The following is a 24,615-nucleotide window of genomic DNA, read 5'->3' on the forward strand; positions in this document are numbered from 1 at the left end:
CGTCAGACCGCCGGCTGGGAGCGGTCGGTGCACAGGGCCCAGATGATGAAGACGTCGATGGCGATGGTGACGATGGCCCAGATCGGCGTGTACGGCAGCCACATGAAGTTGGCGATCAGGTTCAGGGCGACAAGGGCGATGCCCACGGCCCGGGCCCAGGTGGCGCCCCTGAGGATGCCCCAGCCGACGAAGATCAGGACGACGCCGAGGATGAGGTGGATCCACCCCCATGTGGTGACGTTGAACTTGAAGACGTAGTCGTTGACCGCCGCGTACACATCGTTGGTGGCGATCCCCGCGACGCCCTTGATGACTCCGAGGACACCGTCGACGAGGAGCAGGAAACCGGCGAACAGCGTTCCGCCGCCGGCCCACGGGTTGGCGGAGCCGCGGTCCGAGGAGGACGCGGCGGGGCGGGAGGTGCCGGGCGTCGGTGTGCTGGACTGGGACATGGAGACTCCTTGGCCGGGGCAGACACGGGTGCCTGCGGTCCTGACCTGCGCTGATGGTGCGTGCAGATCAGCTCCGACGTTCCCTGCGGCCGGTCCGGCCAGCCACTTGGACGCACCCGTTCGGGTGAAGGCTCACGGGCCACTCGCACGGGTTCCCACGTTCCCCGATTGACGAGTGCACGGGTTTCCGAGGGCACGGGTGCGGGGTCTACGGGTTCACGGCCGGGCTCCAGGTGTCGAGGTCGCCGCCGCGCCATTCGATCAGCCCCGGCCGGTCCAACTCGACGGCCTCGTCCGGCCCGGGCGCGAACCCCGCGGCCCGCAGCAGCGCGGCCACCTCGCCCCGCCCGTGCGCCAGCCCCACGATCTGCCCGTGCACGGTCACGCGCCGCGCTCCGGTGGCGGAGGGCGGGTGGACGATCACAGGAGGATGCGCGGCCATGTCTCCACGGTGCCTTGGGGGTCGCGGGAGCGCATCCCGGGAGAAGACCGGCAGGAGCCCCCCGGAGGCGCACCCCTACCGGCCGAGCAGCAACATCTCCGAGCCCACCGGCCGGAACCCGGCGGCCTGGAACGCCCTGATGCTGCGCGCGTTGCCCGCGGCCTGCTGGGACCAGAGGGGCCGGCCGTCGGGCACCAGATGGCGGGCGGCGGTGGCCAGGGCGCGCCCGAGGCCCCGGTGGCGGGCGTCCTCGTCCACTTCGACGGCCACTTCCCAGCGTCCGGCCACGCCACGGCCCAGGACCAGCACCCCGCCGTCGACCGCCCACATCCGCACCCCGTCACGCCTCCTGCGCGCGCTCACCGCCCGCGGATGAACCGGATCGGTGACTTCCCGCAGCTCCAGCGGAGGTTCCCCGGGCAGCGCGGGCGCGACCGTGAGGAGGTCGATCGTTTCGGTGGTCCGGCCGGTCCGCTCCAGGAACGCGTGGAGGAAGCCCGGGTGCATCGTGGCCGCCAGCGCGTCGCAGTCGAGGGCCGCCAGGGTCGCGTGGACCCACGCGGGATCCTCGTCGGTGAACACCACCGAGTGCGCGGTGAAGGCGATCACGCCACTGTCCCGCCCGCTCGGCGCCTCCACCACGGTGGTTCTTCCGTCGGCCGCCGGAAACCGGCCGTGTGCCGCCCCTTCCAGGATCTCCGCAAGACTCTGCCCCACGCCTGTGCCCCTCCCCGTTCTCCACCAGGGCGCCACCCGCACCCGCCCTGTCGGCCGCCGCGCTCAACGGCGACGCTCCGCGCCCGCGCAGCCGACACAGGCCGTAGCCGCCGGCCGTACCTCCAGGCGGGCGGCCGGAATGAGCTCTCCGCACACCTCGCAGCGCCCGTAGTCGCCGTTCTCCAGCCGTTCCACGGCCAGGTCCAGCTCGGCCAGGTGCTCACGCGCCTGCGTCAGCAGGGAGGCGACATGGGCACGCTCGAAGGCCGTACTCGACCCCTCGGGGTCATGCTCGTCATCGACGGCCACCAGGGCGTTCGCCTCGACGATGGCCTCGAAGTCACGGCTCAGCGCCGCCATCCGCGCGCTCGTGTCGGCGTGGTCGGCCAGGAGCCGTCGCCGGACCGCCCGATGTTCGGGCGGTACGGACGGTTCATCGCCGGTGTGCTCGGTCATCGACTCCACAACGCCGGACCGGAAGCGGCCATTCCAGGCCACTCCTCTGTAGCCGTCACGGATATAGCCGCTACGAACCCTCGCTGAAGCGGACGGACCACGCGTAACCACTGAGGGTGTCGTGCGGAACCTGCCGGACCTCTCTGACCTGGCAGCCGTCGTGAGCTTGAGCGCGAACCGGTCGAGACGCTGCGCGTCGGTCAGCTCCTCCATGGACAGCGGCGCCCCGATCACCAGATCCTCGTGAAGGGTTACGTCGGTTGCGGAGCCGTCCGAGCAGGCCGAGCAGTGATGCGTTCTGGGTAGGGCCATGCCCCCAGTGTGCGCCCTGGCCGGGCACGCCGTTCACCGCCCTCGGGAAGAAGCCGCCCGCAGGAACGGAGATGCGCGAAGGCCCCGACCGTGACGGTCGGGGCCTTCGCACATCACACGGTGGGCGCGGACGGTTTCGAACCGCCGACATCTGCTTTGTAAGAGCAGCGCTCTACCCCTGAGCTACGCACCCGTGGATGAGGCAACAGCGTACATGGGCCGGACCCCCTGGTCATAAACCGGATCGGGAACCGACGGGAACCGATGGGGGGACGATGGGGAAGCGATCGGGGGGCGATCGAGGCTGCGCCGAACCGCGAGCGCCGGGCCGGGCCGGGGGTTAACCCCACCCCGGAGACGGTAGCCGTCCGTATGCCCCTGCCCCGGCCCCGGTGCATACGGTTTGCAGTACACCGGCAGCGACGACCGGTGGCACCGTCCGGCTGTATTTCCTGGGGGACCGATCACCGTGGATATCCGTACCAGCGCACCGCCCCGCAAGCGCCGCAGGGCCCCGGGCCGGGTGCTCGGCGTGGGGAGCGGGGCCGCGCTGCTCGCTCTGGGTCTCGCCGGGTGCGGCAGCGCCGATGTCGATGACGCGCCCGTGGAGCGCAAGTCGTTCGCGTTGGCGGGTAAGACGCTCACCATCGACGCAGAGGACTCGACCGTGGCCCTCGTGCCGGCCGATGTGGACGAGGTCGAGGTCGAGCGGCAGGTCGACGGCTGGGTCGTGCTGGGGAGCGGTCCCGATCCCGTCTGGAAGATGGAGAACGACACCCTGACGCTCCGGGTGAAGTGCGACGCCATGATCAACAACTGTGCCGCGCACCATGAGGTGAAGGTGCCGCGCGGCGTGACCGTGAAGGCCGACGCGGGCAACGGCCGGGTCACCGCGGCCGGGTTCGACACCCCGCTGCGCCTCTCCGCCGACAACGGCGACATCGTCGTACGGGACTCCGGCGGACCGCTGGACCTCAAGAGCGACAACGGGTCCGTCCTCGCCGAGCGGATAGGCACCAAGTCCGTGGTGGCCCGCGCGGACAACGGGCAGATCCGGCTGGGGTTCAGCGGTGTGCCCGATCTGGTGGACACCGTCAGCGACAACGGGAGCATCGTCATCGATCTGCCGCCGGGCGGACAGGAGTACGCCGTGAACGCGAGCGCCGACAACGGGGAGGTCAGCATCGGGGTGCCGCGGAGCGACGCCAGCACCCATGTGGTGAAGGCCCGCAGCGACAACGGGGAAGTGAAGGTTCGAACCGCGAACTAACGGGCCCGTGTGTTCGTCCTTACCTGGTGGGAGAATGTACCGGCAGGGGCGGAACAGCACGGGAGAGGGATGTGACGGCGACACACACGCGGCCAGAGGCAGGAGCGGGTGGGAGTTCCGCCGTCGAGAGCGTCTCCGGTGCCCGGGGCGGACAGGACGAACGGTACGGGAGCGAGCGGCAGGCCAGGGGCAGGCGGCAGGCGGGCCGGGGATTCCGGGACGTCCTGGCCCTCGCGTTGCTGCCTATGCCCCTGCTCGCCGTCACGCTGACCGCCGCCTTCGCCGGGGGCGGTACGCGGCGGTGGTTCGGCGGGCGTGGGGAGAGCCAGCGTGCCGAGGCCCAGGCGGCCAGGGACGCGGCCGCCGAAGCGTTCTACGAGCTGGACACCGCCCAGCGTGACCTGAAGATCTCCATAGAGACGATCAACGCCGTCGACAACTCTCCGCGCGGCCGCAAGGCTGCGGAGGACTTCGCCGCGCTGGGGCGGCGGATCGACGAGGTCAGCCACGCCTACATCTCCGCCGTCGACAGCCATGACCTGGACCGGGACGATCTGGAGCCCTCCGTAGCGGCCAGCGCCCGCACGGAGCTGACCCGGGCCAAGGACGATCTCGTACGGGTCAAGGGCGAGCTGGACCGGTTCGGGCAGGGGCTCGGGACGCTGCTGGGCAGTGCGGAGACCCAGCTCGCCCGGCTGGCCCCCGCCGTGGAGCGGGCCCGGCAGGCGCTGCTCGGGGCGAGCAACGCACTCGATGCCGTACGTGCGGCGGGGCTGCGCGCCGATGAGCTCGCGGCCCGGCTCGCCGCCCTCGCCCCGGAGCTGACCAAGCTGAACCAGGGTGCGGGGAAGCACGGGGTCGCCGAGACGCTCCAGCGGGCCGATGTGGTCCTGCGCGATGCGGAGGCCCTGCGGGCCGAGGCGGAGCGGCTGCCGGAGCGGGCCGCCGAGATCGACCGGCGGCTGGTGTCGCTGCGGACCCGCGCCCAGGCCCTGACGACGCGGGCGGGCTCGGTGGAGCCGGTCCTCAGCGAGCTGCGGCGGCGTTTCTCGGCCGCCTGCTGGCAGGACCTCCAGCAGGTGCCGGAGCAGGCCGCCGTCAATGTGCGGCAGGCGGAGGTGAAGCTCGCGGAGGCGGCGAAGGCCCGGGACGAGCAGCGCTGGGCGGATGCCACATCGCGGCTCTCCACGGTCCGCGCCCTGCTCAACGCGGTGGACGAGGCGGTCTCCGCCGCCGGGGACCGGCTCCAGCGGCTGGACGCCGTGGCGAAGGACCCGCAGCAGGAGATCGAGCGGACCCGGTTCGCCGTACGGGACGCGCAGCGCCTCGCCATGGCCGGCCGGCACACGCCCGACCCCCGGCACGCCCGGCCGCTGGACGACTCCGTGGCGCGGCTGGACCGGGCCATCGCCGATCTGGAGGGCCGCCACCCCGACTACTGGCACTTCCTGACCGAGACCGAGGCCGTACGGCAGACCGCCGCCCGGGTCGTCTCCGACATCCGCGAGGAGCGCGGCAGCGGGGTTTGAGCCCGCGCCGCCCCAGCTGGCCGGGAGCCCCGCCGCCCCGCGTGGTCGCGGCAACGCTGTTCCATGTAGGCGGAGCCGAGCCGTTCCAAGTGGCCGGAGTCCCGCTGTTCCACGTACGTGGAGCCGAGCCGTTCCAAGTGGCCGAAGCTCCGCTGTCCCATCTAGCTGGAGCCGCGCTGTCCCAAGTGGCCGGAGTCCCGCCGCCCCAAGTGGCCGGAGTCGAGCCGTCCCCCAATGGCCGGAGCCCCGCTGTCCCGAGCAGCCGGAGCCGAGCCGCTCCCACGCGACCGGAGCACCGCTGCTCAGGTGGCCGTAGCCGCCGGGCGGCGATGGCTCTAGCCTGAGGCCATGCCTCGCTATGAATTCCGCTGCCGCACCTGCGGCGACACGTTCGAGCTCAGTCGCCCCATGGCCCAGTCCTCGGACCCGGCCTCCTGCCCCGCAGGCCACGACGACACCGTCAAGCTGCTTTCCGCCGTGGCCGTGGGCGGCGCCGCCGCGTCCGCACCCGCACCGTCCGGCGGTGGGGGCGGAGGCTGCTGCGGCGGCGGTTGCTGCGGCTGAGCCGAGCCAACTGGGCGGAGACGGGCGCTACTTCTTGCGCGCGAGCGTCAGTCCGTCCGCCACCGCCAGCAGCACACTGTCCATCCGGGCGTCGGCGCTCACATGGTCGTTGAACTCCTTGATCGCCGCCGCCGACCCGGTCGCCCGCGGATCCGTGACACCGCCGTGGAAGAGCACGTTGTCCACGGCGATCACACCGCCCTGCCGCATCCGGGGCACCAACTCCTCCCAGTACCCGATGTAGCCGCCCTTGTCCGCGTCCAGGTAGGCGAAGTCGATGTGCGGCTCGGCGGGCATCGCGCGCAGGGTGTCCAGGGCCGGGGCGATGCGCAGGTCGATCCGGTCCGCGACGCCCGCCTTCTCCCACGCCTCACGGCCGTACGCCGTCCACTCCTCCGAGATGTCGCAGGCGATCAGCGTGCCGTCGGCGGGCAGCGCCTGGGCCATCGCCAGGGCGCTGAACCCGGTGAACGTGCCGACCTCCACCACGTGCCGGGCGCCCACCAGCCGGACGAGGAAGGCGAGCAGCGGGGCCTGCTCCTCGGCCGACACCATGCCGGCGTGGTCGGGAAAGCGGTCGTAAGTCGTCTCCACCAGCTCCCGCTGGACCGGGTCCAGCGGCGGGTTGTGGGCCAGCATGTACGCGTACAGCTCGGCAGTGATCGTGGTCTCGTTGCCCTTGGTCATGGCCCCAGCCTTCCCCACCCCAGGCTCTCCCGCAGCCGAACGCCCGGAGCCGGACTCACGTGGCCGAAGCCGCCAGGAACCGGCGTAGGATCTCCTCCCCCGCCGCCCCGCCCCGCTCGTCCAGCGCCACGACGTGCGGGGCGCGCCAGTCGTTCTCGGCCAGTTCGCCGTGGCCGGGGCGCCAGCCGAGGTCGGCGGCGAGCAGCAGGTCCGCGTCGAGGAGGGAGTCCCCGGCGGCGAGGGTGCGGGTGGCGCCGGAGCGGCGGGCGACCTCGTTCATCGCGGCGCTCTTGGTGAGCGGCACCGGGACGGCGTAGATCTTGCGGCCCTGGAGCGAGACCGTCCAGCCGCGCTCCTGCGCCCAGACCGCCAGCTCCTTCACCCACTCCTCGGGGAGCAGGGAGCGTTCGACGACCAGATAGGCGAAGAGGTTCTCGGCCACCCGCTCCTTGAGGAGCCAGGCCGGGTCGGCGGTGGTGGCGAGGTGGGCGCGGATCTCGGTGAGGGGGGCGCATTCGGCGGCGATGCGGGCCTCCACCTGGGCCTGCCAGTCCCGGTCGGAGACTCCGTCGACCAGGATGTGCCCGCCGTTGGCGCAGATCGCGTACCGGGGGGCGGGGCCGGGGAGGTGGATGCGGTGGTACTGCTCGCGGGTGCGGGTGGTGGTGGGCACGAAGACCGTGGAGCCGGCCACCTCGGTGAGGAGGGCGGCGGCCGTCTCCGTCATGTATGAGAGGGGCTGGCGGCCGTACACCTCGACGCAGAGGAGCCGGGGGGCGTCCGCGTCCGGCATCGACAGGTCGAGTGCGGCCGCCGAGTAGATGAGCGTGCGGTCGAGGTCGCTCGCCACCAGCGTGGTCGTCGCCATCTCGCTCATGCGCCCTGCACCGCCTTGCCGTCCGCGCCCGTCGCGCCCCGGGTGAACCGGGGATGGATCAGCCCGACACAGCTGTAGGGGAGGTCGCCGACCTCCTCGACCGGAACGCCGCGTTGTTCGGCCAGCAGTCGGATGTGGGTGAGGTCCGCACCCGCGCCGCGCTTGGCGAGGATCTTCCAGGGGACCCGGCGGAGCAGGACCCGGGTGGTCTCGCCGACGCCCGGCTTGACCAGGTTGACGTCGTGGATGCCGTACTCCTCGCTGATCCGCTCCACAGCCGCCCAGCCCTCCCAGGTCGGCGCCCGGTCGGCGGCGAGCAGCTCCTTGGTCTCCGCCTCCACCTGGTCCGCCACCTCGTCGAAGCGGGCGGACACCGCGGCCAGGAAGTCGCCGGAGACGTCGGAGTCCGCCAGCTCGCGGTAGAACTTCCCGCCGTGGAAGTCGTCGGGTCCGACGAGGTCGGCGCGGAGCACCGTACGGGAGATGAGGCCGGAGACCGTGGAGTTGAGGCAGGCCGAGGGGATCAGGAAGTCCTCGCGGGTGCCGTACGTGCGGACGCAGCCGCCCGGGTCGGCGAGCACCGCGATCTCCGGGTTGAAGCCGATCGGGCCCGCGGCGCCGCCGGGCCCGCCCGCCGCCTCGAACTCCTCGATCGCCGCCGCCAGTTCGCGGGTGATCGCGCCCTTCCCCGTCCAGCCGTCGACGAACACCACGTCGGCCGGGTCGTGGTGGGCGGCGAGCCAGCGCAGGGCGGTGGCGTCGATGCCCCGGCCCCGGACGATGGAGATGGCGTAGTGCGGCAGGTCCAGGCCGTGCCGGTGGCGGGCCCAGTGGCGCATCAGCACCCCGACGGGCGTCCCGGCGCGGGCGAGCGAGACGAGGACCGGGCGCGGGCCGCGTTCGGCGAGGACCGTCTCGGTGACGGTGCCCACCGCGCGGGCGATGCGCGCGGCGGAGGCGTCCAGGGCGGCGGTGAACAGGGCCTGGTACCCGGCGCTCGGCTGGTACTCCACGGGCAGCGACTCCGCGTAGTGCGCGCCGCCGCTCTGGATCGCCTCCTCGCGCTCCTCGGTGGGCGCCTCCAGCTCGGTGTCCGAGAGGTCCTGGAGGAGCCAGCCGACGTCCTCGGGCGCGTAACTGGAGAAGTCGGGGCCTCGGAGGGGCTCGGGCAGCACGGCGGGCTCCTGCCGGTGGGGAACGGGTGCGGGGGTGTACGAGGGGACGACCGCGAGGAGGACCTGGCCGGTGTGGGCCGCCAGGCGGGCCAGCAGGCCGTCGGGGGCGTGGAGTTCGGGGGTGTCGGCGAGGGAGTCGACGACGGCGACCACCGCGTCGAAGCCGGCTCCCGCCACGTTGTACGCGTACCGGTCGCCGGGGCCGTCCGCCGGGTCGTCATGGGCCGGGAAGACCAGGCGGGTGCGTATCGCGTAGCCGGGGTCGTCGACGGCGAGGACGGGCGAGCGGGTGGTGGTGGAGTAGCAGACCTCGGTGCCCGTACCCAGCGCCTCCTCCAGGGCGGTGCCCAGGCGCAGCGGCGCGTACATCAGCTCCTCGAAACCGAGGACGAGCACCCGGCGGACCCGGCCTTCCAGAGCGCCCGCGATCCGCTCCGCCATGCCCGGGAGCGCCGCTTCGAGCGCCGCCCGGTGGGCCGGGGTGAAGCCGTGCCGGCCGCCGTCGGGGACGTCCGCCGGCCAGTCCAGACCGACCCGGGTGACGGGGGTGCCGGCTCCCTCGACAGCCGCGTCGGCCCGGCCCGCCTGCTCCGCCTCCTGGGCCGCGACCAGGGCCTGACCCCGCTCCAGCACGCCTTCGGGGAGCGCGACCGTGCCCGAGGAGCGGGTCACCAGATCGACGCGGGCGCCGATCTCGGCGGCGAAGGCGGTCAGCCGGTCGCGGTCCGCGGGTGAGCGCATGTCGACCAGCGCGACGATGACGTACCGCTCGCGCGGATGCGACTCGTGCAGCGCGCGGATGGTGTTGAGCACGGTGTTGCCGGTGGAGAACTCGTCGTCGACCAGCACGAGAGTGGACGCCTCCGCTCCGCCCGCCAGGAGCTCCGGGTCCTCCGGCAGCAGCAGGTGCGAGGTGGCGTGCGAGTGGGCCTCCTCGAAGCCGCCCGCCTGCGCGACGCCCGCGACGGGCCGCCGGGTGGAGTGGAGGTACGAGGCGTCCCGCAGGCCGTCCGCGACGGCGTGGCCGAGGCCGGTGGCCGTCTCCGCGTATCCAAGGACGACCGCGCGGCGGGCGTCGTCGGCGCCGAGGAGGGCCCGCACGCGCTCGCCGAGCCCGTACCCGACTCCGTACACGACGGAAGGCTTCTGGGGCACATGCTTGCCCAGCACGTTGGAGACGAGCAGGTGGGCTCGCTTGGGGTTACGCCGCAGGGCGAGGCCCAGCAGCTCCTGGAGCTCCCCGTCGCCCTCCAGGGCCACTCCCAGCCGCTCGGCCACCCAGTCGCCCGACCACACCACGTCCACGGTCTCTTCTCTCCCGGCGCGCCCGCTCATCGGTACGCGCTCACTACGCTCGGTCATCGGTTCACGCCGCCACGGGCGCTCACTGCGTCAGGCCGGCGGCCAGCAGGTCGACGAAGCCGATGTCCTCGCTCGCCACCCCGAAGACCTCGGCCCGCCGGAGCGTGCGCTCGGCCCAGGCCCGGTGGGGCTTCACTTCGTTCATCTTGTTCGTATACGCCGAGCGCAGCACCCCGCCGCCCCCGCGCTCGGGCCGCAGGATGTCCTGCGCGTCGGTGAACTCCTCGTGGCTGACCACGGAGAGTGCGTGGACGGGTGCCACATGCGACGGGTGGATGCAGGTCTTGCCGAGCAGGCCGTTGGCCCGGTCGAGTTCGATCTCCCGCAGCAGGCCGTCCAGGTCGTGTTCGATCAGTGCCGTACGCAGCTCCTCGGCGCTGCCCTCCAGGAAGGGGCTGCGGCGCAGCTGGGGCTTGAACATGCGCTCCTGGCGGCGGAAGTACTCCCACACCGGGCCGGTGATCGTGAAGCCGGTGCTGTCGGCCCGGCCCAGCACGTTGACCACATCGGCGATGACGGAGCCCACGATCTGGACGTCGTACGCCGTCATGTCGGGCGCGCGGCGCAGTCCGTAGGCCGAGCAGAAGTCGGTGACGCCGAGCCGCAGGGCGAGCACCCGGTCCCGGTACTTGTCGACGGAGCGCGCGATTCCCTGGAGGACTTCACCGCGCGTCTCCAGATGGAGCAGCTCGGGCGATTCGAGGACGGGCATGGCGAACAGCCGTCGTCCGCAGGCCGCTTCGGCTTCCGTCAGGGCCTCCAGAAAGAGGGCCCCGCGCTCTTCGGTGAATTTGGGAAGTACAAAACCGGACAATGTCCGGACCGAGGCGCCGAGCCGTTCGACCAGGTCGGTGATCTGGCCCGGTTCACGGACCCGTACGAACAGGAGCGGCAGCTCGGCGCCCGCCGCCTCCCGTTCCGCGAGTGCCGCGAACTGCCTGACCAGGTTGGCCTCGGCGCCGACCACCTCGGCGTCGTCGATCGAGTCCTCCAGGCACAGCACCATGGAGACGACGCCACGCCTGGCCTGCTTCAGGACGTCGTCGGCCAAGGTGGTCCGGGTCGCCGGCGAGTAGAGCGTGGCGCCCAGGGCGACGGAGAGCAGGCTCGCGGGCGAGGCCGCGTCGAAGTCACACGGCTCCCTGAAGAACAGGCCCTCCCGGGCAGCGGGCGATATATACCCGAAGTGACGCATGAGTTTCCCCCGAACTGCCTGACCGGCCGGACAACGTATGGCCGGTAATAGTACGTACGGGCGAGTGTCAACAGTTCCCGATGTACATGAACTTCCGGTTACCCGCCCTTCACCGGGCCACTTCTCGCGGTACCGTCCGGCCCTCCTCCTTTCCCTCTCCGGCCCGGCAGGGACGCGACAGGCCAGGCTCTTTGCCGCCCCCGCGTTGTCCGCGCGTGCTGCCAGCAGGCAGGATGACGCCCATGACGCACACGATGCTGAAGGGCTCGAACGTCCCGGTCGACGCCGTGGCCGTGCGGGCCGTGCTGCGCTGGACCCCGGGGGCCGGCGTTCCGGACGTGGACGCTTCCGCCCTGCTGCTCGGCGCCGCGGGCCGTGTGCGATCCGACGAGGACTTCGTCTTCTACAACCAGCCGCGCCATCCCTCCGGGCTGGTCCGACGGCTGCCGAAGCGCAGTGTCGCCGACGGGCTCACGGACACGATCGAGGCGGATCTCGGCGCCCTCGACGCATCGGTGGACCAAGTGGTGATCGCCGCCTCCTCCGACGGCGATGCCTTCCAGCAGGTGCCGGACCTGCGGATACTTCTCTTCGATGCCGCGTTCGCCGACGGGGAGCCGCTGGCCGTCTTCGATGTGCGGCCGGAGACCGGTGAGGAGACCGCGATCATCTGCGGGGAGCTCTACCGGCGCGGTGAGGGGTGGAAGTTCCGGGCGGTCGGCCAGGGCTATCCGACCGGGCTGATCGGTCTCGCCACCGCCTTCGGGATCTCCGTCGACGATTCGGAGGCCGGGGGCGGGGCGGAGGAGCCCGCCGGGGCCGCCCAGGCGCCCGCGCACGCCGTCACCGAGCCCGCCGCACCCACCCACGCCGCTTCCGCGCCGGACCCGGACTCCCAGGCCACGGTCCTGCACCGGCAGCCCGCCTACGGCTACCCGCCACCCGTCGCACCCCCGGCACCCGCCGTACCCGCACCGCAGCCCGCCCAGCCCGCGTACGGCTATCCGCAGGGGGCCGGTGCGCCGCCCGCGTACGGCTATCCGCAGCCCGCGGCGGCCGCCGCCCACGCGCCCGACCCGCACTTCGTCCTGCCTCCGCAGGGCCCGCAGTTCATCCGGTCCTGAAGGTCCTGAAGGTTCCGGCTCTTCCGGCGGTCCTGGGACCGGAGCGCGGCGGTAGGGGACCGGGCGCTCAGGTCCGGGACTTGTAGCCCCGCCCCCACTGCATGCCGTAGCCGTAGAGCCGGTCCAGCTCGGACTGGAATCCGTAGACGAACTTCACCTCGCGCCGCACGATCAGCTCGTCCTTGACGTTCTCCATGGTGAACACCGCGCAGGAACGGGCCTGCGGCGCGCGCTCGTCCAGTTCGATCTCGACCCGGGGGCCGTTGCCCGGGTAGAGCGTGATCTTGGCGTGCGTACGGTCGAACGCGGGCGTCCGGTCGTAGATGTAGACGAAGAACAGCAGTCGCTTGAACTGGTCGCGCTGGTCGAGGTTGACGTAGACCGTCTCCCCCGAAGGAGCGCCGAAGCGGTCGTCCCCGCTGAGCCGGATGTAGGGCGGAGCGTTCAGATCACCGAGCAAGTTGCCCAGGGGCTGCACGACCCCCTTGGTGCCGTCCGTCAGCTCGTACATGCAGCCGAGGTCCAGGTCGACGTTGACGACGCCCTGGGTGTGCGCCTGGACCACCTCGGGCTGGAAGAGCTGGAGGGGGCGCCGCAGCCGGCCGCTCTGGCGCGAGCGGCCCTCGATGTCCGAGGTGCGCATCCGCCAGGAGAGATTGACCCTGAGGTTGCCCGAGAGAGCGCCCTGTTTGCTGAGCGAGACCGTGGCATTGCGTTTCGACAGCACGATGGCGCTCGATGTGCCGTTGCCCGAGTCGAACTGTGCCGCGCGCCCCGGCCACAGGCCGTCGAAGAATCCCATCCCAACCCCCACCTGTTCGCCTTGTCCGCCCTGTCGCGGGCCCCGCACACCACTGCGGGGCGGCCACCGGGCCGGGTCCGGGAGAGTCCCGGAGAGCCGTCGCCGTGTGGGCCGCCCCGCAGAGAGCGTTCCTCAATCCCTACCGGGTCACACCCCGGAGTGGACTTCGGCCTTGGGACCCGGGCTTCCTCCGGTGTCCCCGTCGTCTCCGCCCGCCGCGGCGATGGCCCTGTTGCGGCGGACCGAGGACCAGAAGGAGAGCGCGATGAGGACGACGCCGATCAGGCCGGTGATGATCTCGTTGATCTCGTACCGGATGGTGACCAGCAGGATGACCGAGAGCGCGCCGATCGCGTAGTGCGCGCCGTGCTCCAGGTAGACGTAGTCGTCCAGCGTGCCCTGGCGGACCAGGTAGACGGTGAGCGAACGGACGTACATGGCGCCGATACCGAGGCCGAGGGCCATCAGCACGATCTCGTTGGTGATGGCGAAGGCGCCGATGACGCCGTCGAACGAGAAGGAGGCGTCCAGGACTTCCAGGTAGAGGAAGAGGAAGAACGCGGCCTTTCCGGCGAGGGCGACCCCGGTGACGGGCTTGCCCTTCTTCCTGGCCTCTTCCTCGGCCTCGTGCTCGCGCTCCTCCTCCTCTTCGAGCTTGCCCTCGAAGAATCCGGAGAGCCCGCCGACGACGAGATAGGTGATCAGACCCGCGATCCCCGAGAGCATGACGGTCGACGCCTTGTCCACGTGCGCGCCACCGTGCTGGTGCGCCTGGGTGGCGAAGGTCAGGGCGGTGATCAGCAGCACGACGAGCGCGACGCAGACCGACAGCATGTCGACCTTGCCGAGCTTGGCGAGCGGGCGCTCGATCCAGCGGAGCCACTGGATGTCACGGTCCTCGAAGATGAAGTCGAGGAAGATCATCAACAGGAACATGCCACCGAAGGCGGCGATCGCCGGATGGGCGTCCGTCACCAGTTCCTTGTACCTGTCGGGGTCGTTGAAGGAGAGGTCGATGGCCTCGATGGGCCCGAGCTGGGCGCTCACGGCCACGATCACGACGGGGAACACCAGCCGCATACCGAACACGGCGATGAGGATGCCGACGGTGAGGAAGATCTTCTGCCAGAAGGCATTCATCTTCTTCAGGATTCCGGCATTGATCACCGCGTTGTCGAAGGAGAGCGAGATCTCCAGGATCGTCAGGATCGCGACGATGCCGAAGGCTTGCCACCCCCCGTAGAAGAAGGCTGCGACCAGGCCGAGCGCGGTGACCGCGAACGACCAGCCGAAGGTTTTCAGAACCACTGGTACCCCATCGTGTTATGTAAGGGTCTCCCCCGGTGTGTACGGGGCTCCCCGCGCCGTGCGCGGCGTTACGAAACGTTGACGCCGAAGTCTAGAGCGATGCCGCGCAGCCCCGACGCGTACCCCTGACCTACTGCACGGAATTTCCACTCGCCCTGGTAGCGGTAGAGCTCGCCGAAGATCATCGCGGTCTCCGTGGAGGCGTCCTCGCTGAGGTCGTAGCGCGCCAGCTCCTGGCCGTCGGCCTGGTTGACCACACGGATGAAGGCGTTGCTGACCTGGCCGAACGCCTGGCCCCGGATCTCCGCCTCATGGATGGAGACCGGGAAGACGATCTTGTCGCAGTGGGCGGGGACCTGGTCGAGTCGGACGATGACCGACTCGTCGTCGCCCTCGCCCTCACCCGTCAGGTTGTCACCGGTGTGCTCCACGGAGCCGTCGGGACTGGTGAGGTTGTTGTAGAAGACGAACCACTCGTCACCGAGCACCCGGCCCGACTGGCACAGCAGCGCGCTGGCGTCGAGGTCGAAATCGGCTCCGGTGGTGGAGCGTGCGTCCCAGCCGAGCCCGACCAGCACCTGGGTGAGGTTGGGTGCGACCTTGGAGAGGGAGACATTGCCTCCCTTGGCGAGCGTGACGCCCATGTGTGTCCTCCCCGAGTCGTGGAAACGCTGCCGGGCGCCTTCGGGCGCCCGTGCTCGGGCGTCCGAAAGCGCCCGGTTGAGCGCGTCCGGCGCCGCACAGGATGCGGCGCCGGACGAGTGGTGCGCGGGCGCTGTGTGAGCCCTCGAAGGCCGCGCCCGGTCGTGCGGGTCCTCAGACGTTGACGCCGAAGTCCTGTGCGATGCCGCGCAGGCCGGAGGCGTAGCCCTGGCCGATGGCGCGGAACTTCCACTCCGCACCGTTGCGGTAGAGCTCGCCGAAGACCATCGCGGTCTCCGTCGAGGCGTCCTCGCTCAGGTCGTAGCGGGCGAGCTCGCTGTTGTCGGCCTGGTTCACCACGCGGATGTACGCGTTGCGGACCTGGCCGAAGCTCTGCTGACGGGTCTCGGCCTCGTAGATCGAGACCGGGAAGACGATCTTGTCGACGTCGGCCGGGACACCGGCGAGGTTCACCTTGATGACCTCGTCGTCGCCCTCGCCCTCACCGGTGAGGTTGTCACCGGTGTGCTCGACGGAGCCGTCGGGGCTCTTCAGGTTGTTGAAGAAGACGAAATTGCCGTCCGCCGCGACCTTGCCCTCGGCGTTCGCCAGCAGCGCGCTGGCGTCGAGGTCGAAGTCGCCGCCGGTGGTGGTGCGGGCGTCCCAGCCCAGACCGACGATGACCGCGGTCAGGTTGGGCGCGGCCTTGGTCAGCGAGACGTTGCCGCCCTTGCTGAGGCTGACTCCCACGAGTCCTCCAGTAGTTTTCTCAGGGGCCGGCAGACACCAGCGTCCCCGTCGTTCGTTGGCATCGGATCAACGATTGGATCCTAGTGAGCGGTTCCCGGCCAAAACAGGCTTTTGGCGGGGCGCCACCAGGAGATCGTCTCAGAGCGCTTCGAGCGCCTTGGCGTAGTCGTTGAGGTCACGCGCGTCCGGCAGGCCGTTGACGACGCTCCAGCGGACGGTGCCGGCCTTGTCGATGACGAAGGTGCCGCGCACCGCGCAGCCCTTGTCCTCGTCGAAGACTCCATAGGCGCGCGAGACCTCCCCGTGCGGCCAGAAGTCGGAGAGCAGCGGATACTCCAGGCCCTCCTGCTCGGCGAAGACGCGCAGGGTGTGGATGGAGTCGTTGGAGACGGCGAGCAGCTGGGTGTCGTCGTTCTCGAAGCGGGGCAGCTCGTCGCGGAGCGCGCACAGCTCGCCCGTGCAGACGCCGGTGAAGGCGAACGGGTAGAAGAGCAGCACCACGTTCTTCTCGCCCCGGAGGTCCGAGAGCCGTACGGTCCGCCCGTGGTTGTCCTTGAGTGCAAAATCGGGGGCCTCGGTGCCGACCTCGATCGTCATGGAACAGGTATCCCTTCCGCCGCTTCCCACTTCCCGGCCTCCGCTCGCACGTGTCCGTACGCACACGCACGTGTCCGTACGTGACACACGCGTATCCGTACGTGCGTGTCCGGCCGTCCGGGTGACTCCCACCCTACGCACGGGCCGACGGGGCACGTACGAAGGCCCCCGGCGGCGCCTGAGCGCCGTCCGGAGGCCCCGGGTGGTGTAGCGAGTGGTTCAGCGCTTGGCCTTGGCCCCCTTGGGGGTGACCAGACGGCTGCCCGTCCAGTCCTTGCCCGCGCTGATGCTCTTGGTCTGGGCGAGACCGGCCGTCTGGGCAGCCTCATTGATGTCGCTCGGTTCGACGTAGCCGTCACGGCCGGTCTTCGGCGTCATCAGCCAGACCGTACCGCCGTCCTCGAGCAGACCAATGGCATCCACCAGCGCGTCCGTAAGGTCGCCGTCCTCGTCGCGGAACCAGAGGACGACGACGTCTGCGACATCGTCGTACTCCTCGTCGACGAGTTCCTGGCCGGTAATGGCCTCAATGCCCTCACGGAGCTCCAGCTCGACGTCGTCGTCGTAGCCGATCTCCTGGACCACCTGTCCGGGCTCGAACCCCAGGCGTGTCGCCGGGTTGGTCCGCTCCTCCGCGTGGTCCGCGGTCGCGCTCACGGGTTGCCTCCTGATCATGTCTTCGGAAAATGCTGCAGCCACGCGCGTGCGCGGGGCGTAGGCCGTAGTCCACACGGGCCCGGCGAATCGCGCAAGTACCCGGCGTACGAGACCGCCTAAACGGTGACGTTCCCTGCCACGTCACCGCAGGCTCCGGCAGCTCTCTCCCGGGGCCTGGGCCGGTCCCTCCGGGGGTTCCGCAAGGTCACCCCATCCGTTTACGTCCTTCCTCAGCTTATGCCGTTTCGCTCCGCCAATCGGATTCGAACGACCTTTGGGAACGCTTGGACGGCTTGGGCGTAAGGTTGCGGTTTGCCCGTACCCCGCCGCGTACTGCCCATACTCGTGCCCCGCCGGAGAAATTTCGGAACCTCGGAGTTACCCCACGGTAGAGATGACGTCCGGGCCCTCGCGGTAGCACGATGGAGGCGGCGCGCACACAGTTGTCCCGGGGGTACGTTCCCCGTAACAGACCCCGCAGAGCACCACCGAACAGCGAAGGAACAGTGTGGCTTCCGGATCCGATCGCAACCCGATCATCATTGGCGGCCTTCCGAGCCAGGTCCCGGATTTTGATCCGGAGGAGACCCAGGAATGGCTCGACTCCCTCGACGCCGCCGTCGACGAGCGAGGCCGTGAGCGGGCCCGCTACCTGATGCTCCGGCTCATCGAGCGCGCGCGTGAGAAGCGTGTCGCGGTGCCGGAGATGCGCAGCACGGACTACGTGAACACGATCGCCACGAAGGACGAGCCGTTCTTCCCGGGCGACGAGGAGATCGAGCGCAAGGTCCTCAACGCGACCCGCTGGAACGCGGCCGTGATGGTCTCGCGGGCGCAGCGTCCCGGGATCGGTGTCGGCGGCCACATCGCCACCTTCGCCTCCTCCGCCTCGCTGTACGACGTGGGCTTCAACCACTTCTTCCGCGGCAAGGACCAGGGCGACGGCGGCGACCAGATCTTCTTCCAGGGGCACGCGTCCCCCGGGATCTACGCCCGCGCGTTCCTGCTGGACCGGCTGAGCGAGGCCCAGCTGGACGCCTTCCGCCAGGAGAAGTCGAAGGCGCCGAACGGCCTCTCCAGCTACCCGCACCCGCGGCTGATGCCGGACTTCTGGGAGTTCCCGACCGTCTCGATGGGCCTCGGCCCGCTCGGCGCGATCTACCAGGCGCGGATGAACCGCTACATGGAGGCGCGCGGCATCGCCGACACCTCCAAGTCGCATGTGTGGGCCTACCTGGGCGACGGCGAGATGGACGAGCCGGAGTCGCTGGGGCAGCTCTCCATCGCAGCCCGTGAGGGCCTGGACAACCTGACCTTCGTCGTTAACTGCAACCTCCAGCGCCTCGACGGCCCGGTGCGCGGCAACGGCAAGATCATCCAGGAGCTGGAGTCGCAGTTCCGGGGCGCCGGCTGGAACGTCATCAAGCTGGTCTGGGACCGCTCCTGGGACCCGCTGCTGGCGCAGGACCGCACGGGCATCCTGGTCAACCGGCTGAACACCACGCCGGACGGCCAGTTCCAGACGTACGCCACCGAGACCGGTGAGTACATCCGCGAGCACTTCTTCGGTGACGACCCGCGGCTGCGCGAGATGGTCAAGGACATGACCGACCAGCAGATCCTGCACCTGGGGCGCGGCGGGCACGACCACAGGAAGGTCTACGCGGCCTACGCGGCGGCCAAGGCGCACAAGGGCCAGCCGACCGTGATCCTCGCGCAGACGGTCAAGGGCTGGACGCTGGGGCCGAACTTCGAGGGCCGCAACGCGACCCACCAGATGAAGAAGCTCACGGTCGAGGACCTCAAGCGGTTCCGCGACCGGCTGCACATCCCGATCACCGACAAGCAGCTGGACGAGGGCTACCCGCCCTACTACCACCCGGGCCGCGACTCGGAGGAGATCCAGTACATGCACGACCGCCGCAACAGTCTGGGCGGCTATGTGCCGACCCGGGTGGTGCGTGCGAAGCCCCTGCCGCAGCCCGAGGACAAGACGTACGCGGCTGCGAAGAAGGGTTCGGGTTCGCAGTCGATCGCCACCACCATGGCGTTCGTCCGCATCCTGAAGGACCTCATGCGGGACAAGGAGATCGGCAAGCGGTTCGTGCTGATCGCGCCCGATGAGTACCGCACGTTCGGCATGGACGCGTTCTTCCCGAGCGCGAAGATCTACAACCCGCTGGGCCAGCAGTACGAGGCGGTGGACCGCGATCTGCTGCTCGCGTACAAGGAGTCGCCGACCGGCCAGATGCTGCACGACGGCATCTCCGAGGCGGGCTGTACGGCCTCGCTGATCGCCGCCGGTTCGGCGTACGCGACACATGGCGAGCCGCTGATCCCGGTGTACGTCTTCTACTCGATGTTCGGTTTCCAGCGCACCGGTGACCAGTTCTGGCAGATGGCCGACCAGCTCTCGCGCGGTTTCGTACTGGGCGCGACCGCCGGGCGTACGACGCTGACCGGTGAAGGGCTCCAGCACGCGGACGGCCACTCGCAGCTGCTCGCCTCCACCAACCCGGGCTGTGTCGCCTACGACCCGGCCTTCGGGTACGAGATCGCGCACATCATGCAGGACGGGCTGCGCCGGATGTACGGCGAGGCGAACGAGGACGTCTTCTACTACCTCACCGTCTACAACGAGCCGATCCAGCACCCGGCCGAGCCCGAGAACGTGGACGTGGACGGCATCCTCAAGGGTGTCCACCGCTTCAAGCAGGGCGAGGCGGGCGAGATCCCGGCGCAGATCCTGGCGTCCGGTGTGGCGGTCCCGTGGGCCGTCGAGGCGCAGAAGATCCTCGCCGAGGAGTGGAACGTCAAGGCGGACGTCTGGTCGGCCACCTCCTGGAACGAGCTGCGGCGCGAGGCCGTGGACGTGGAGCGGTACAACCTGCTCCACCCGGAGGAGGAGCAGCGCGTCCCGTACGTGACGCAGAAGCTGGGCGGGGCCGAGGGCCCGTTCGTGGCGGTCTCCGACTGGATGCGTTCGGTGCCGGACCAGATCGCGCGCTGGGTGCCCGGTGCGTACCAGTCGCTGGGCGCCGACGGCTTCGGCTTCGCCGACACCCGTGGTGCGGCCCGCCGGTTCTTCCACATCGACGCGCAGTCGATCGTCCTCGCGGTGCTCACCGAGCTCGCCAAGGAGGGGAAGATCGACCGGTCGGCCCTGAAGACGGCGCTGGACCGCTACGACCTCCTGGATGTGGCCGCGGCCGATCCGGGCGCCGCCGGCGGCGACGCGTAGCCGTAGAGCCGCTGTACGGGTCCGAGGGGCGGCGACGCGCGTGCGTCGCCGCCCTTCGGCGTGTCCGGAGGCGGCCGCTAGTTCTCCCAGATCTTGAAGGCTCGCACCTGGTACGGGGAGCGGGGCAGCCAGGTCCCGCCGCCCGGGTACGTCTCGAACTCGCCCGTCTCCCGGCACTCGGCCGACTGGTAGGTGGTGACGGGCCGCCCGGTGCGGTTGGCGAGGGACTGGGCGTCGCCGCCCTTGGGGAGCGGGGTGCAGCTCTCGATGTCGACGGTGGAGAGTTCGTACGTCTGCCGGGCGCCGGCGAAGTCGGGCTTCTTCCAGAGGCAGAGCCGGCCCGCCTCGCAGGTGCCGAGCCGGATATCCGAGGAGGTCTTCGGGGCGGCGGCCGCCCGGTCCTGGGCGAGCGCCTGCGGGATGAGCGCGGTGAGTGCCGTGACGGCCAGGCCTGCGGCGAGAGCGGTCGTGCGGTTCTTGCGCATGGTCGTACGCATGGTGGATCAACCCCCGTAGTCGTGTGCCGCGCCGTGTGGTGGCGCGCTGCTCTGTCCTGACCACCCTGACCAGTGCGGCGGGGCTCGGGGAAGAGGAGGGCGGTCCACGCCACCCTGATAGGCGACAGCCCCGCCGAAAGGATTCGGCGGGGCTGTGACGTGCGCTGTGTTGACGGATTCCCGGGGCCAGGGGCCCAGGGCCCGGGGTCAGATGTGGCCGACTCCGGCGCCCGCCTCGGCGTTCGCACCGCGCTTGGTGAGGGTGGCGACCCCGGCCGCGACGACGGCGACGACGCCCGCGACGGTGAAGGCCAGGCCCATTCCGGACATGAACGTGTCGTGGATGACCTTGCCGATGGTGTCGACGACTTCCGGCGTCATACCGGGGGCCTTGGAGAGGGCGTCCACCGGGACCATGCCGAACTCGGCGGCCTTCTCCAGCCCCGGATCGGGCGTGCCGGGCAGGCCCGCGTCCGTCCAGTTGCCCGCGAACTCCGCGCTGACCTTGGAGGACATGACCGCGCCGAGGACGGCGGTGCCGAGGGCGCCACCGACCTGCATGGCGGCCTGCTGGAGGCCGCCGGCCACGCCGGAGAGCTCCAGGGGCGCGTTGCCGACGATGACCTCGGTGGCGCCGACCATGACCGGGGCCAGGCCGCAGCCGAGCAGGGCGAACCAGAGGGACATGGCGAAGGTGCCGGTGGACTCGCTGAGCGTCGTCATGCCGAACATGGCGGTGGCCGTGCAGACCATGCCGCCGACCAGCGGGACGCGGGGGCCGAACTTGGTGATCAGCAGCCCGGCGACCGGCGAGGAGACGATCATCATGGCCGTCAGCGGCAGCAGGTGGAGACCGCTGTCGACGGGGCTGAGGCCGTGGACGCCCTGGAGGAAGAACGTCACGAAGAAGAGACCGCCCATGAAGGCGAACGCCATCAGCACCATGAGGATGGCGCCGGCCGTCAACGGGATGGAGCGGAACATCGCCAGCGGGACGAGCGGCTCGCGTACCCGGGTCTGCCAGAGGCCGAAGGCGAGGAAGAGCGCGATGGCGAGGACGAGGAAGAACCAGGTCCAGGCGCCGCCCCAGCCCCAGGACTCACCGGCCTTGATGATGCCCCAGATGAGGGAGAACATCGCGCCCGAGAGCAGCACGATGCCGAGGATGTCGAAGGAGCGCGGCGCGTTGGCGGCGCGGTGGTCCTTGAGGATCACCAGGCCGAAGACGAGCGCGACGATGCCGACCGGCACGTTGATGAAGAAGACCGACTGCCAGCTGACGTGCTCCACGAGCAGACCGCCGACGATGGGGCCGCCCGCGGTGGACGCGCCGATGACCATGCCCCAGATGCCGATGGCCATGTTCAGCTTCTCGGCGGGGAAGGTGGCCCGCAGCAGACCGAGCGCGGCGGGCATCAGCAGGGCACCGAAGAGGCCCTGGAGCACGCGGAAGAGGACGACCAGGCCGATCTCCTTGGAGAAGCCGATCGCGGCGGAGGAGGCGGCGAAGCCCGCGATGCCGATCAGGAAGGTCTGGCGGTGGCCGAAGCGGTCACCGAGCTTCCCCGCGGTGATCAGGGCGACGGCCAGGGCGAGCAGATAGCCGTTGGTGATCCACTGGACGTCGGCGAGCGTGGCGCCGAGGTCCCGCTGGATCGCGGGGTTCGCGATGGCGACGATCGTGCCGTCGAGCGCGACCATCATCACGCCGATGGCTACGGCGAAAAGGGTCAGCCAGGGGTGGCCGCGAAGCCCCTTGGCCGCGGCGGGTACGGGGCCGTCTTCCGGTTCCCGCGGCGCCTTCTCGACGGTGGTCTGACTAGTCATACGCGGAGACTAATGACAGCCGCTGACAGTTGACAAACGCATTCACGAGCCAGTAGCTGTCGCGTAGCTCACAGGTAAGCTGACCTGGACAAACGAGGGAAAAGAGGACCGGTACGTGACCCACGGGCAGAGAGGCGCGCCCCGGCCCGGGCTGCGGGAGCGGAAGAAGCGGCGCACCCGTGACGCACTGTTGCGCGCCGCCCTCGAACTCTTCACCACCCAGGGGTACGAGCAGACCACCGTCGACGAGATCGTCGAGGCGGTCGACGTCTCGCAGCGCACCTTCTTCCGCTACTTCGCGAGCAAGGAGGACACCACGTTCGCGGTACAGGAGATGGTCGAGTCCCGCTTCATCGCGGAGCTGCGCCGCCGCCCGCCCGGCGAAGCCCCGTTCGAGGCGATGCGCCGGGCCGTGCTCTCCGCCTGGAACAGCATCGGCGAGGCGATCGAGGAGGTCATCACGGTCGACCTCCATATGCGCACGTACCAGATGATCGAGTCGACCCCCTCCCTGCTCGCCGCCCATATGCGGCGCGGGATCGCCCTGGAGAAGCAGATCGCCCAGCTGATCGCGGAGCGCGAGGGCCTCGACGTCACGAGGGACCCCCGGCCGCGGGTGGCCGTCGCCGCCTTCTCCGGGGTGATGCGGGTGACCGGCCAGCTGTGGGGCCGGGGGCACGATTCGAGCGTGGAGGCGCTGCGCGACCTCACCGAGGAGTATCTGGACCAGCTCGTCCCGGCGCTTGCGGGCGACTGGCGCCAGCACGGTGACCAGTCGGCGCGGGCGGACAGCTGCCGGCCATGACGCTGTGTGAAGAAATTCGGTTGAATCCTTAGCAGCCGGGTGATGTCCCTCACCTGGATCACGGTCCCGCGCGCACGTCTCCTAGGGTGTGGCGCAGTGACTTCTTTCGACTCCTCCCCCACCCTGACCGCGTGGCGCGCGCTGCTCGCCGTGGCGGTCGTGTTCGTGATGCTGGCGACGACGGGCTGGTCCGCCGTACGGGACCACCACGCCGACGGGCCACGTGAGCTGGCCCTCGCCTCCTGGGCGCGGGACCGGATAGCGGGCCGTTCACTTCCGGACGTCGGGGCTCCGGCCTATCGGACGGCCCACTTCTTCGCCACGCTCACCTCGGGACAGCAGATCGCGCTCGCGGACAGATACCCCTCGGTCGTGGGGAATCTGAACGGCGTGCCGGTCACCCTGCGCTACCACGCCAACCGGCTGGCCCTGAAGCAGGCGACGGCCGAGGAGAAGCGGCGGACGTACGACGAAGGGCTCTCGGCGGGCGGCCGCAGCGAGGCGGCCCAGCGGGTGGCCCGCTTCCGGTCGCTGCTCGCCGGGGACCGGCAGATCCTGGCCTTCGACCCGTCCGGGCGGGGCCGTGCCGCCGAGGTGTTCGGCAACCTCGACCGGGCCTCCCGCGTCTCGGTGGTGGTCCCGGGCGTCGACACCAACCTCCTCACGCTGGAGCGGAACCGCCGCGTCAACTCCGCGCCCGTCGGCATGGCGAAGTCCCTGTACGGGGCGGAGCGCGCGGCCTCCCCGGGGACCCGTACCGCCGTCATCGCCTGGGCCGACTACACGGCCCCGGCCGGTCTCGGCATGGACGCGGCGCTCGGCGGGCTCGCGGCGGAGGGGGCCCTGCGGCTGAACGCGCTGGTGGGGGCGTTGCCCGGGACGTCCACGGTCTCGCTGTTCTGCCACAGCTACGGCTCCGTGGTGTGCGGGGTGGCCGCCGGCCAGGCGCCCGGCCGGGTGGCCGACATCGCGGTCGCCGGGTCCCCCGGCATGCGGGCGGAGAACGCCGCGCGGCTGGACACCGGCGCCCGGATCTGGGCGATGCGGGACCGGGACGACTGGATCCGGGACGTGCCGCATCTGGAGTTCGGCGGCATCGGCCACGGCGCCGACCCGGTCGACCCCGCCTTCGGCGCCCGGCTGGTCTCGGCGGCCGGGGCCTCGGGCCACAGCGGCTACTTCGAACCCGGCACCGAGAGCCTCGGCAACTTCGCCGCGATCGGTGTCGGCGCATATGAATCGGTCAGCTGCGCAACGGCCGATGGCGCTTGCCACAGTGGTATTTCCGGCGAGCGGGAGGGCTGACGCGCGTAGAGCAGCGTGACTG

The 24,615-nt window shown here is 70.5% G+C and carries 23 protein-coding genes and 1 tRNA gene; 7 read left to right on the forward strand and 17 right to left on the reverse strand.

Features of this window, described 5'->3' with window-relative positions; all coding sequences use genetic code 11:
* Positions 1–2 precede the first annotated feature (2 nt).
* From D6270_RS08825 to D6270_RS08850, 5 genes are all read right to left on the reverse strand, one after another.
* A complete protein-coding gene (locus D6270_RS08825) occupies positions 3–452 on the reverse strand; it encodes a DUF7144 family membrane protein (protein ID WP_109165919.1) in 450 nt (149 codons plus the stop codon).
* A 208-nt stretch (positions 453–660) separates the two neighbouring features.
* Positions 661–894 carry a hypothetical protein gene (locus D6270_RS08830; protein WP_093693945.1) on the reverse strand — a complete coding sequence of 78 codons (234 nt, stop codon included), beginning with the start codon at positions 892–894 and terminating at the stop codon, positions 661–663.
* 75 nt (positions 895–969) lie between these two features.
* On the reverse strand, positions 970–1,611 hold the full coding sequence (locus D6270_RS08835) for a GNAT family N-acetyltransferase (protein ID WP_109165918.1): 642 nt from the start codon (positions 1,609–1,611) through the stop codon (positions 970–972).
* 63 nt (positions 1,612–1,674) lie between these two features.
* Complete coding sequence (locus D6270_RS08840) at positions 1,675–2,067, reverse strand: TraR/DksA family transcriptional regulator (RefSeq protein ID WP_109167535.1); 393 nt, start codon at positions 2,065–2,067, stop codon at positions 1,675–1,677.
* Between the two features lie 433 nt (positions 2,068–2,500).
* A tRNA-Val gene (locus D6270_RS08850) sits at positions 2,501–2,572 on the reverse strand.
* Between the two features lie 276 nt (positions 2,573–2,848).
* Between D6270_RS08850 and D6270_RS08855 the strand changes: the two genes are divergently transcribed.
* The 3 genes from D6270_RS08855 (at position 2,849) to D6270_RS08865 (ending at position 5,742) form a co-directional block, all read left to right on the forward strand.
* Positions 2,849–3,649: a DUF4097 family beta strand repeat-containing protein gene (locus D6270_RS08855; protein WP_109165917.1), complete on the forward strand. Its 801-nt coding sequence runs from the start codon at positions 2,849–2,851 to the stop codon at positions 3,647–3,649.
* 71 nt (positions 3,650–3,720) lie between these two features.
* Positions 3,721–5,178: a hypothetical protein gene (locus D6270_RS08860; RefSeq protein ID WP_204117139.1), complete on the forward strand. Its 1,458-nt coding sequence runs from the start codon at positions 3,721–3,723 to the stop codon at positions 5,176–5,178.
* Positions 5,179–5,526: 348 nt separating this feature from the next.
* A complete protein-coding gene (locus tag D6270_RS08865) occupies positions 5,527–5,742 on the forward strand; it encodes an FmdB family zinc ribbon protein (RefSeq protein ID WP_093693929.1) in 216 nt (71 codons plus the stop codon).
* 27 nt (positions 5,743–5,769) lie between these two features.
* Here the strand turns inward: D6270_RS08865 and D6270_RS08870 are convergent, their stop codons facing one another.
* Genes D6270_RS08870 through D6270_RS08885 form a run of 4 tightly spaced genes read right to left on the reverse strand, consistent with a single transcriptional unit; the run spans position 5,770 to position 11,038 of the window.
* Positions 5,770–6,429 carry an O-methyltransferase gene (locus tag D6270_RS08870; protein ID WP_109165916.1) on the reverse strand — a complete coding sequence of 220 codons (660 nt, stop codon included), beginning with the start codon at positions 6,427–6,429 and terminating at the stop codon, positions 5,770–5,772.
* Between the two features lie 55 nt (positions 6,430–6,484).
* Complete coding sequence (locus D6270_RS08875; protein WP_109165915.1) at positions 6,485–7,306, reverse strand: HAD family hydrolase; 822 nt, start codon at positions 7,304–7,306, stop codon at positions 6,485–6,487.
* Positions 7,303–9,816, reverse strand: a complete 2,514-nt coding sequence (locus D6270_RS08880) for a phosphoribosyltransferase (protein WP_109165914.1) — start codon at positions 9,814–9,816, stop codon at positions 7,303–7,305. Before D6270_RS08880 ends, D6270_RS08875 begins: the two co-directional genes overlap by 4 nt.
* A gap of 49 nt (positions 9,817–9,865) precedes the next feature.
* Positions 9,866–11,038, reverse strand: a complete 1,173-nt coding sequence (locus D6270_RS08885; protein WP_109165913.1) for an HpcH/HpaI aldolase/citrate lyase family protein — start codon at positions 11,036–11,038, stop codon at positions 9,866–9,868.
* A 233-nt stretch (positions 11,039–11,271) separates the two neighbouring features.
* Here D6270_RS08885 and D6270_RS08890 point away from each other — a divergent pair, with 233 nt between their 5' ends.
* Positions 11,272–12,162: a TerD family protein gene (locus tag D6270_RS08890; RefSeq protein WP_109165912.1), complete on the forward strand. Its 891-nt coding sequence runs from the start codon at positions 11,272–11,274 to the stop codon at positions 12,160–12,162.
* 67 nt (positions 12,163–12,229) lie between these two features.
* Here the strand turns inward: D6270_RS08890 and D6270_RS08895 are convergent, their stop codons facing one another.
* The 6 genes from D6270_RS08895 to D6270_RS08925 all read right to left on the reverse strand — a co-directional run bounded on the left by D6270_RS08895 (position 12,230) and on the right by D6270_RS08925 (position 16,918).
* A complete protein-coding gene (locus D6270_RS08895) occupies positions 12,230–12,964 on the reverse strand; it encodes a TerD family protein (RefSeq protein WP_109165911.1) in 735 nt (244 codons plus the stop codon).
* 147 nt (positions 12,965–13,111) lie between these two features.
* The gene (locus D6270_RS08900; protein WP_109165910.1) at positions 13,112–14,272 is read right to left on the reverse strand and encodes a DUF475 domain-containing protein; all 1,161 of its coding nucleotides are present in this window, start codon (positions 14,270–14,272) and stop codon (positions 13,112–13,114) included.
* Positions 14,273–14,340: 68 nt separating this feature from the next.
* Positions 14,341–14,916 (reverse strand): TerD family protein, encoded by a 576-nt coding sequence (locus tag D6270_RS08905; RefSeq protein ID WP_109165909.1) that lies wholly within the window; start codon positions 14,914–14,916, stop codon positions 14,341–14,343.
* A 172-nt stretch (positions 14,917–15,088) separates the two neighbouring features.
* Entirely contained in the window at positions 15,089–15,664 is a 576-nt protein-coding gene (locus D6270_RS08910; RefSeq protein WP_109165908.1) for a TerD family protein, read from the reverse strand.
* A 138-nt stretch (positions 15,665–15,802) separates the two neighbouring features.
* Positions 15,803–16,261, reverse strand: coding sequence for a peroxiredoxin (locus D6270_RS08920; RefSeq protein ID WP_109165907.1), 459 nt, complete (start codon positions 16,259–16,261; stop codon positions 15,803–15,805).
* A 219-nt stretch (positions 16,262–16,480) separates the two neighbouring features.
* A complete protein-coding gene (locus D6270_RS08925; RefSeq protein WP_093693918.1) occupies positions 16,481–16,918 on the reverse strand; it encodes a DUF3052 domain-containing protein in 438 nt (145 codons plus the stop codon).
* A gap of 508 nt (positions 16,919–17,426) precedes the next feature.
* Between D6270_RS08925 and aceE the strand changes: the two genes are divergently transcribed.
* On the forward strand, positions 17,427–20,159 hold the full coding sequence (aceE, locus tag D6270_RS08930) for a pyruvate dehydrogenase (acetyl-transferring), homodimeric type (protein WP_109165906.1): 2,733 nt from the start codon (positions 17,427–17,429) through the stop codon (positions 20,157–20,159).
* A gap of 77 nt (positions 20,160–20,236) precedes the next feature.
* Here aceE and D6270_RS08935 read toward each other — a convergent pair whose 3' ends face one another.
* Together D6270_RS08935 and D6270_RS08940 are read right to left on the reverse strand one after the other, a co-directional pair.
* Positions 20,237–20,656, reverse strand: coding sequence for a peptidase inhibitor family I36 protein (locus tag D6270_RS08935; RefSeq protein ID WP_109165905.1), 420 nt, complete (start codon positions 20,654–20,656; stop codon positions 20,237–20,239).
* A gap of 207 nt (positions 20,657–20,863) precedes the next feature.
* Positions 20,864–22,483, reverse strand: coding sequence for an MFS transporter (locus D6270_RS08940; protein ID WP_109165904.1), 1,620 nt, complete (start codon positions 22,481–22,483; stop codon positions 20,864–20,866).
* A 115-nt stretch (positions 22,484–22,598) separates the two neighbouring features.
* Here D6270_RS08940 and D6270_RS08945 point away from each other — a divergent pair, with 115 nt between their 5' ends.
* Together D6270_RS08945 and D6270_RS08950 are read left to right on the forward strand one after the other, a co-directional pair.
* Positions 22,599–23,288 (forward strand): TetR family transcriptional regulator, encoded by a 690-nt coding sequence (locus D6270_RS08945; RefSeq protein WP_109165903.1) that lies wholly within the window; start codon positions 22,599–22,601, stop codon positions 23,286–23,288.
* 96 nt (positions 23,289–23,384) lie between these two features.
* Complete coding sequence (locus D6270_RS08950) at positions 23,385–24,593, forward strand: alpha/beta hydrolase (protein ID WP_109165902.1); 1,209 nt, start codon at positions 23,385–23,387, stop codon at positions 24,591–24,593.
* Positions 24,594–24,615 lie beyond the last annotated feature (22 nt).

The organism is Streptomyces griseus subsp. griseus, assembly GCF_003610995.1.
Lineage (GTDB): Bacteria > Actinomycetota > Actinomycetes > Streptomycetales > Streptomycetaceae > Streptomyces.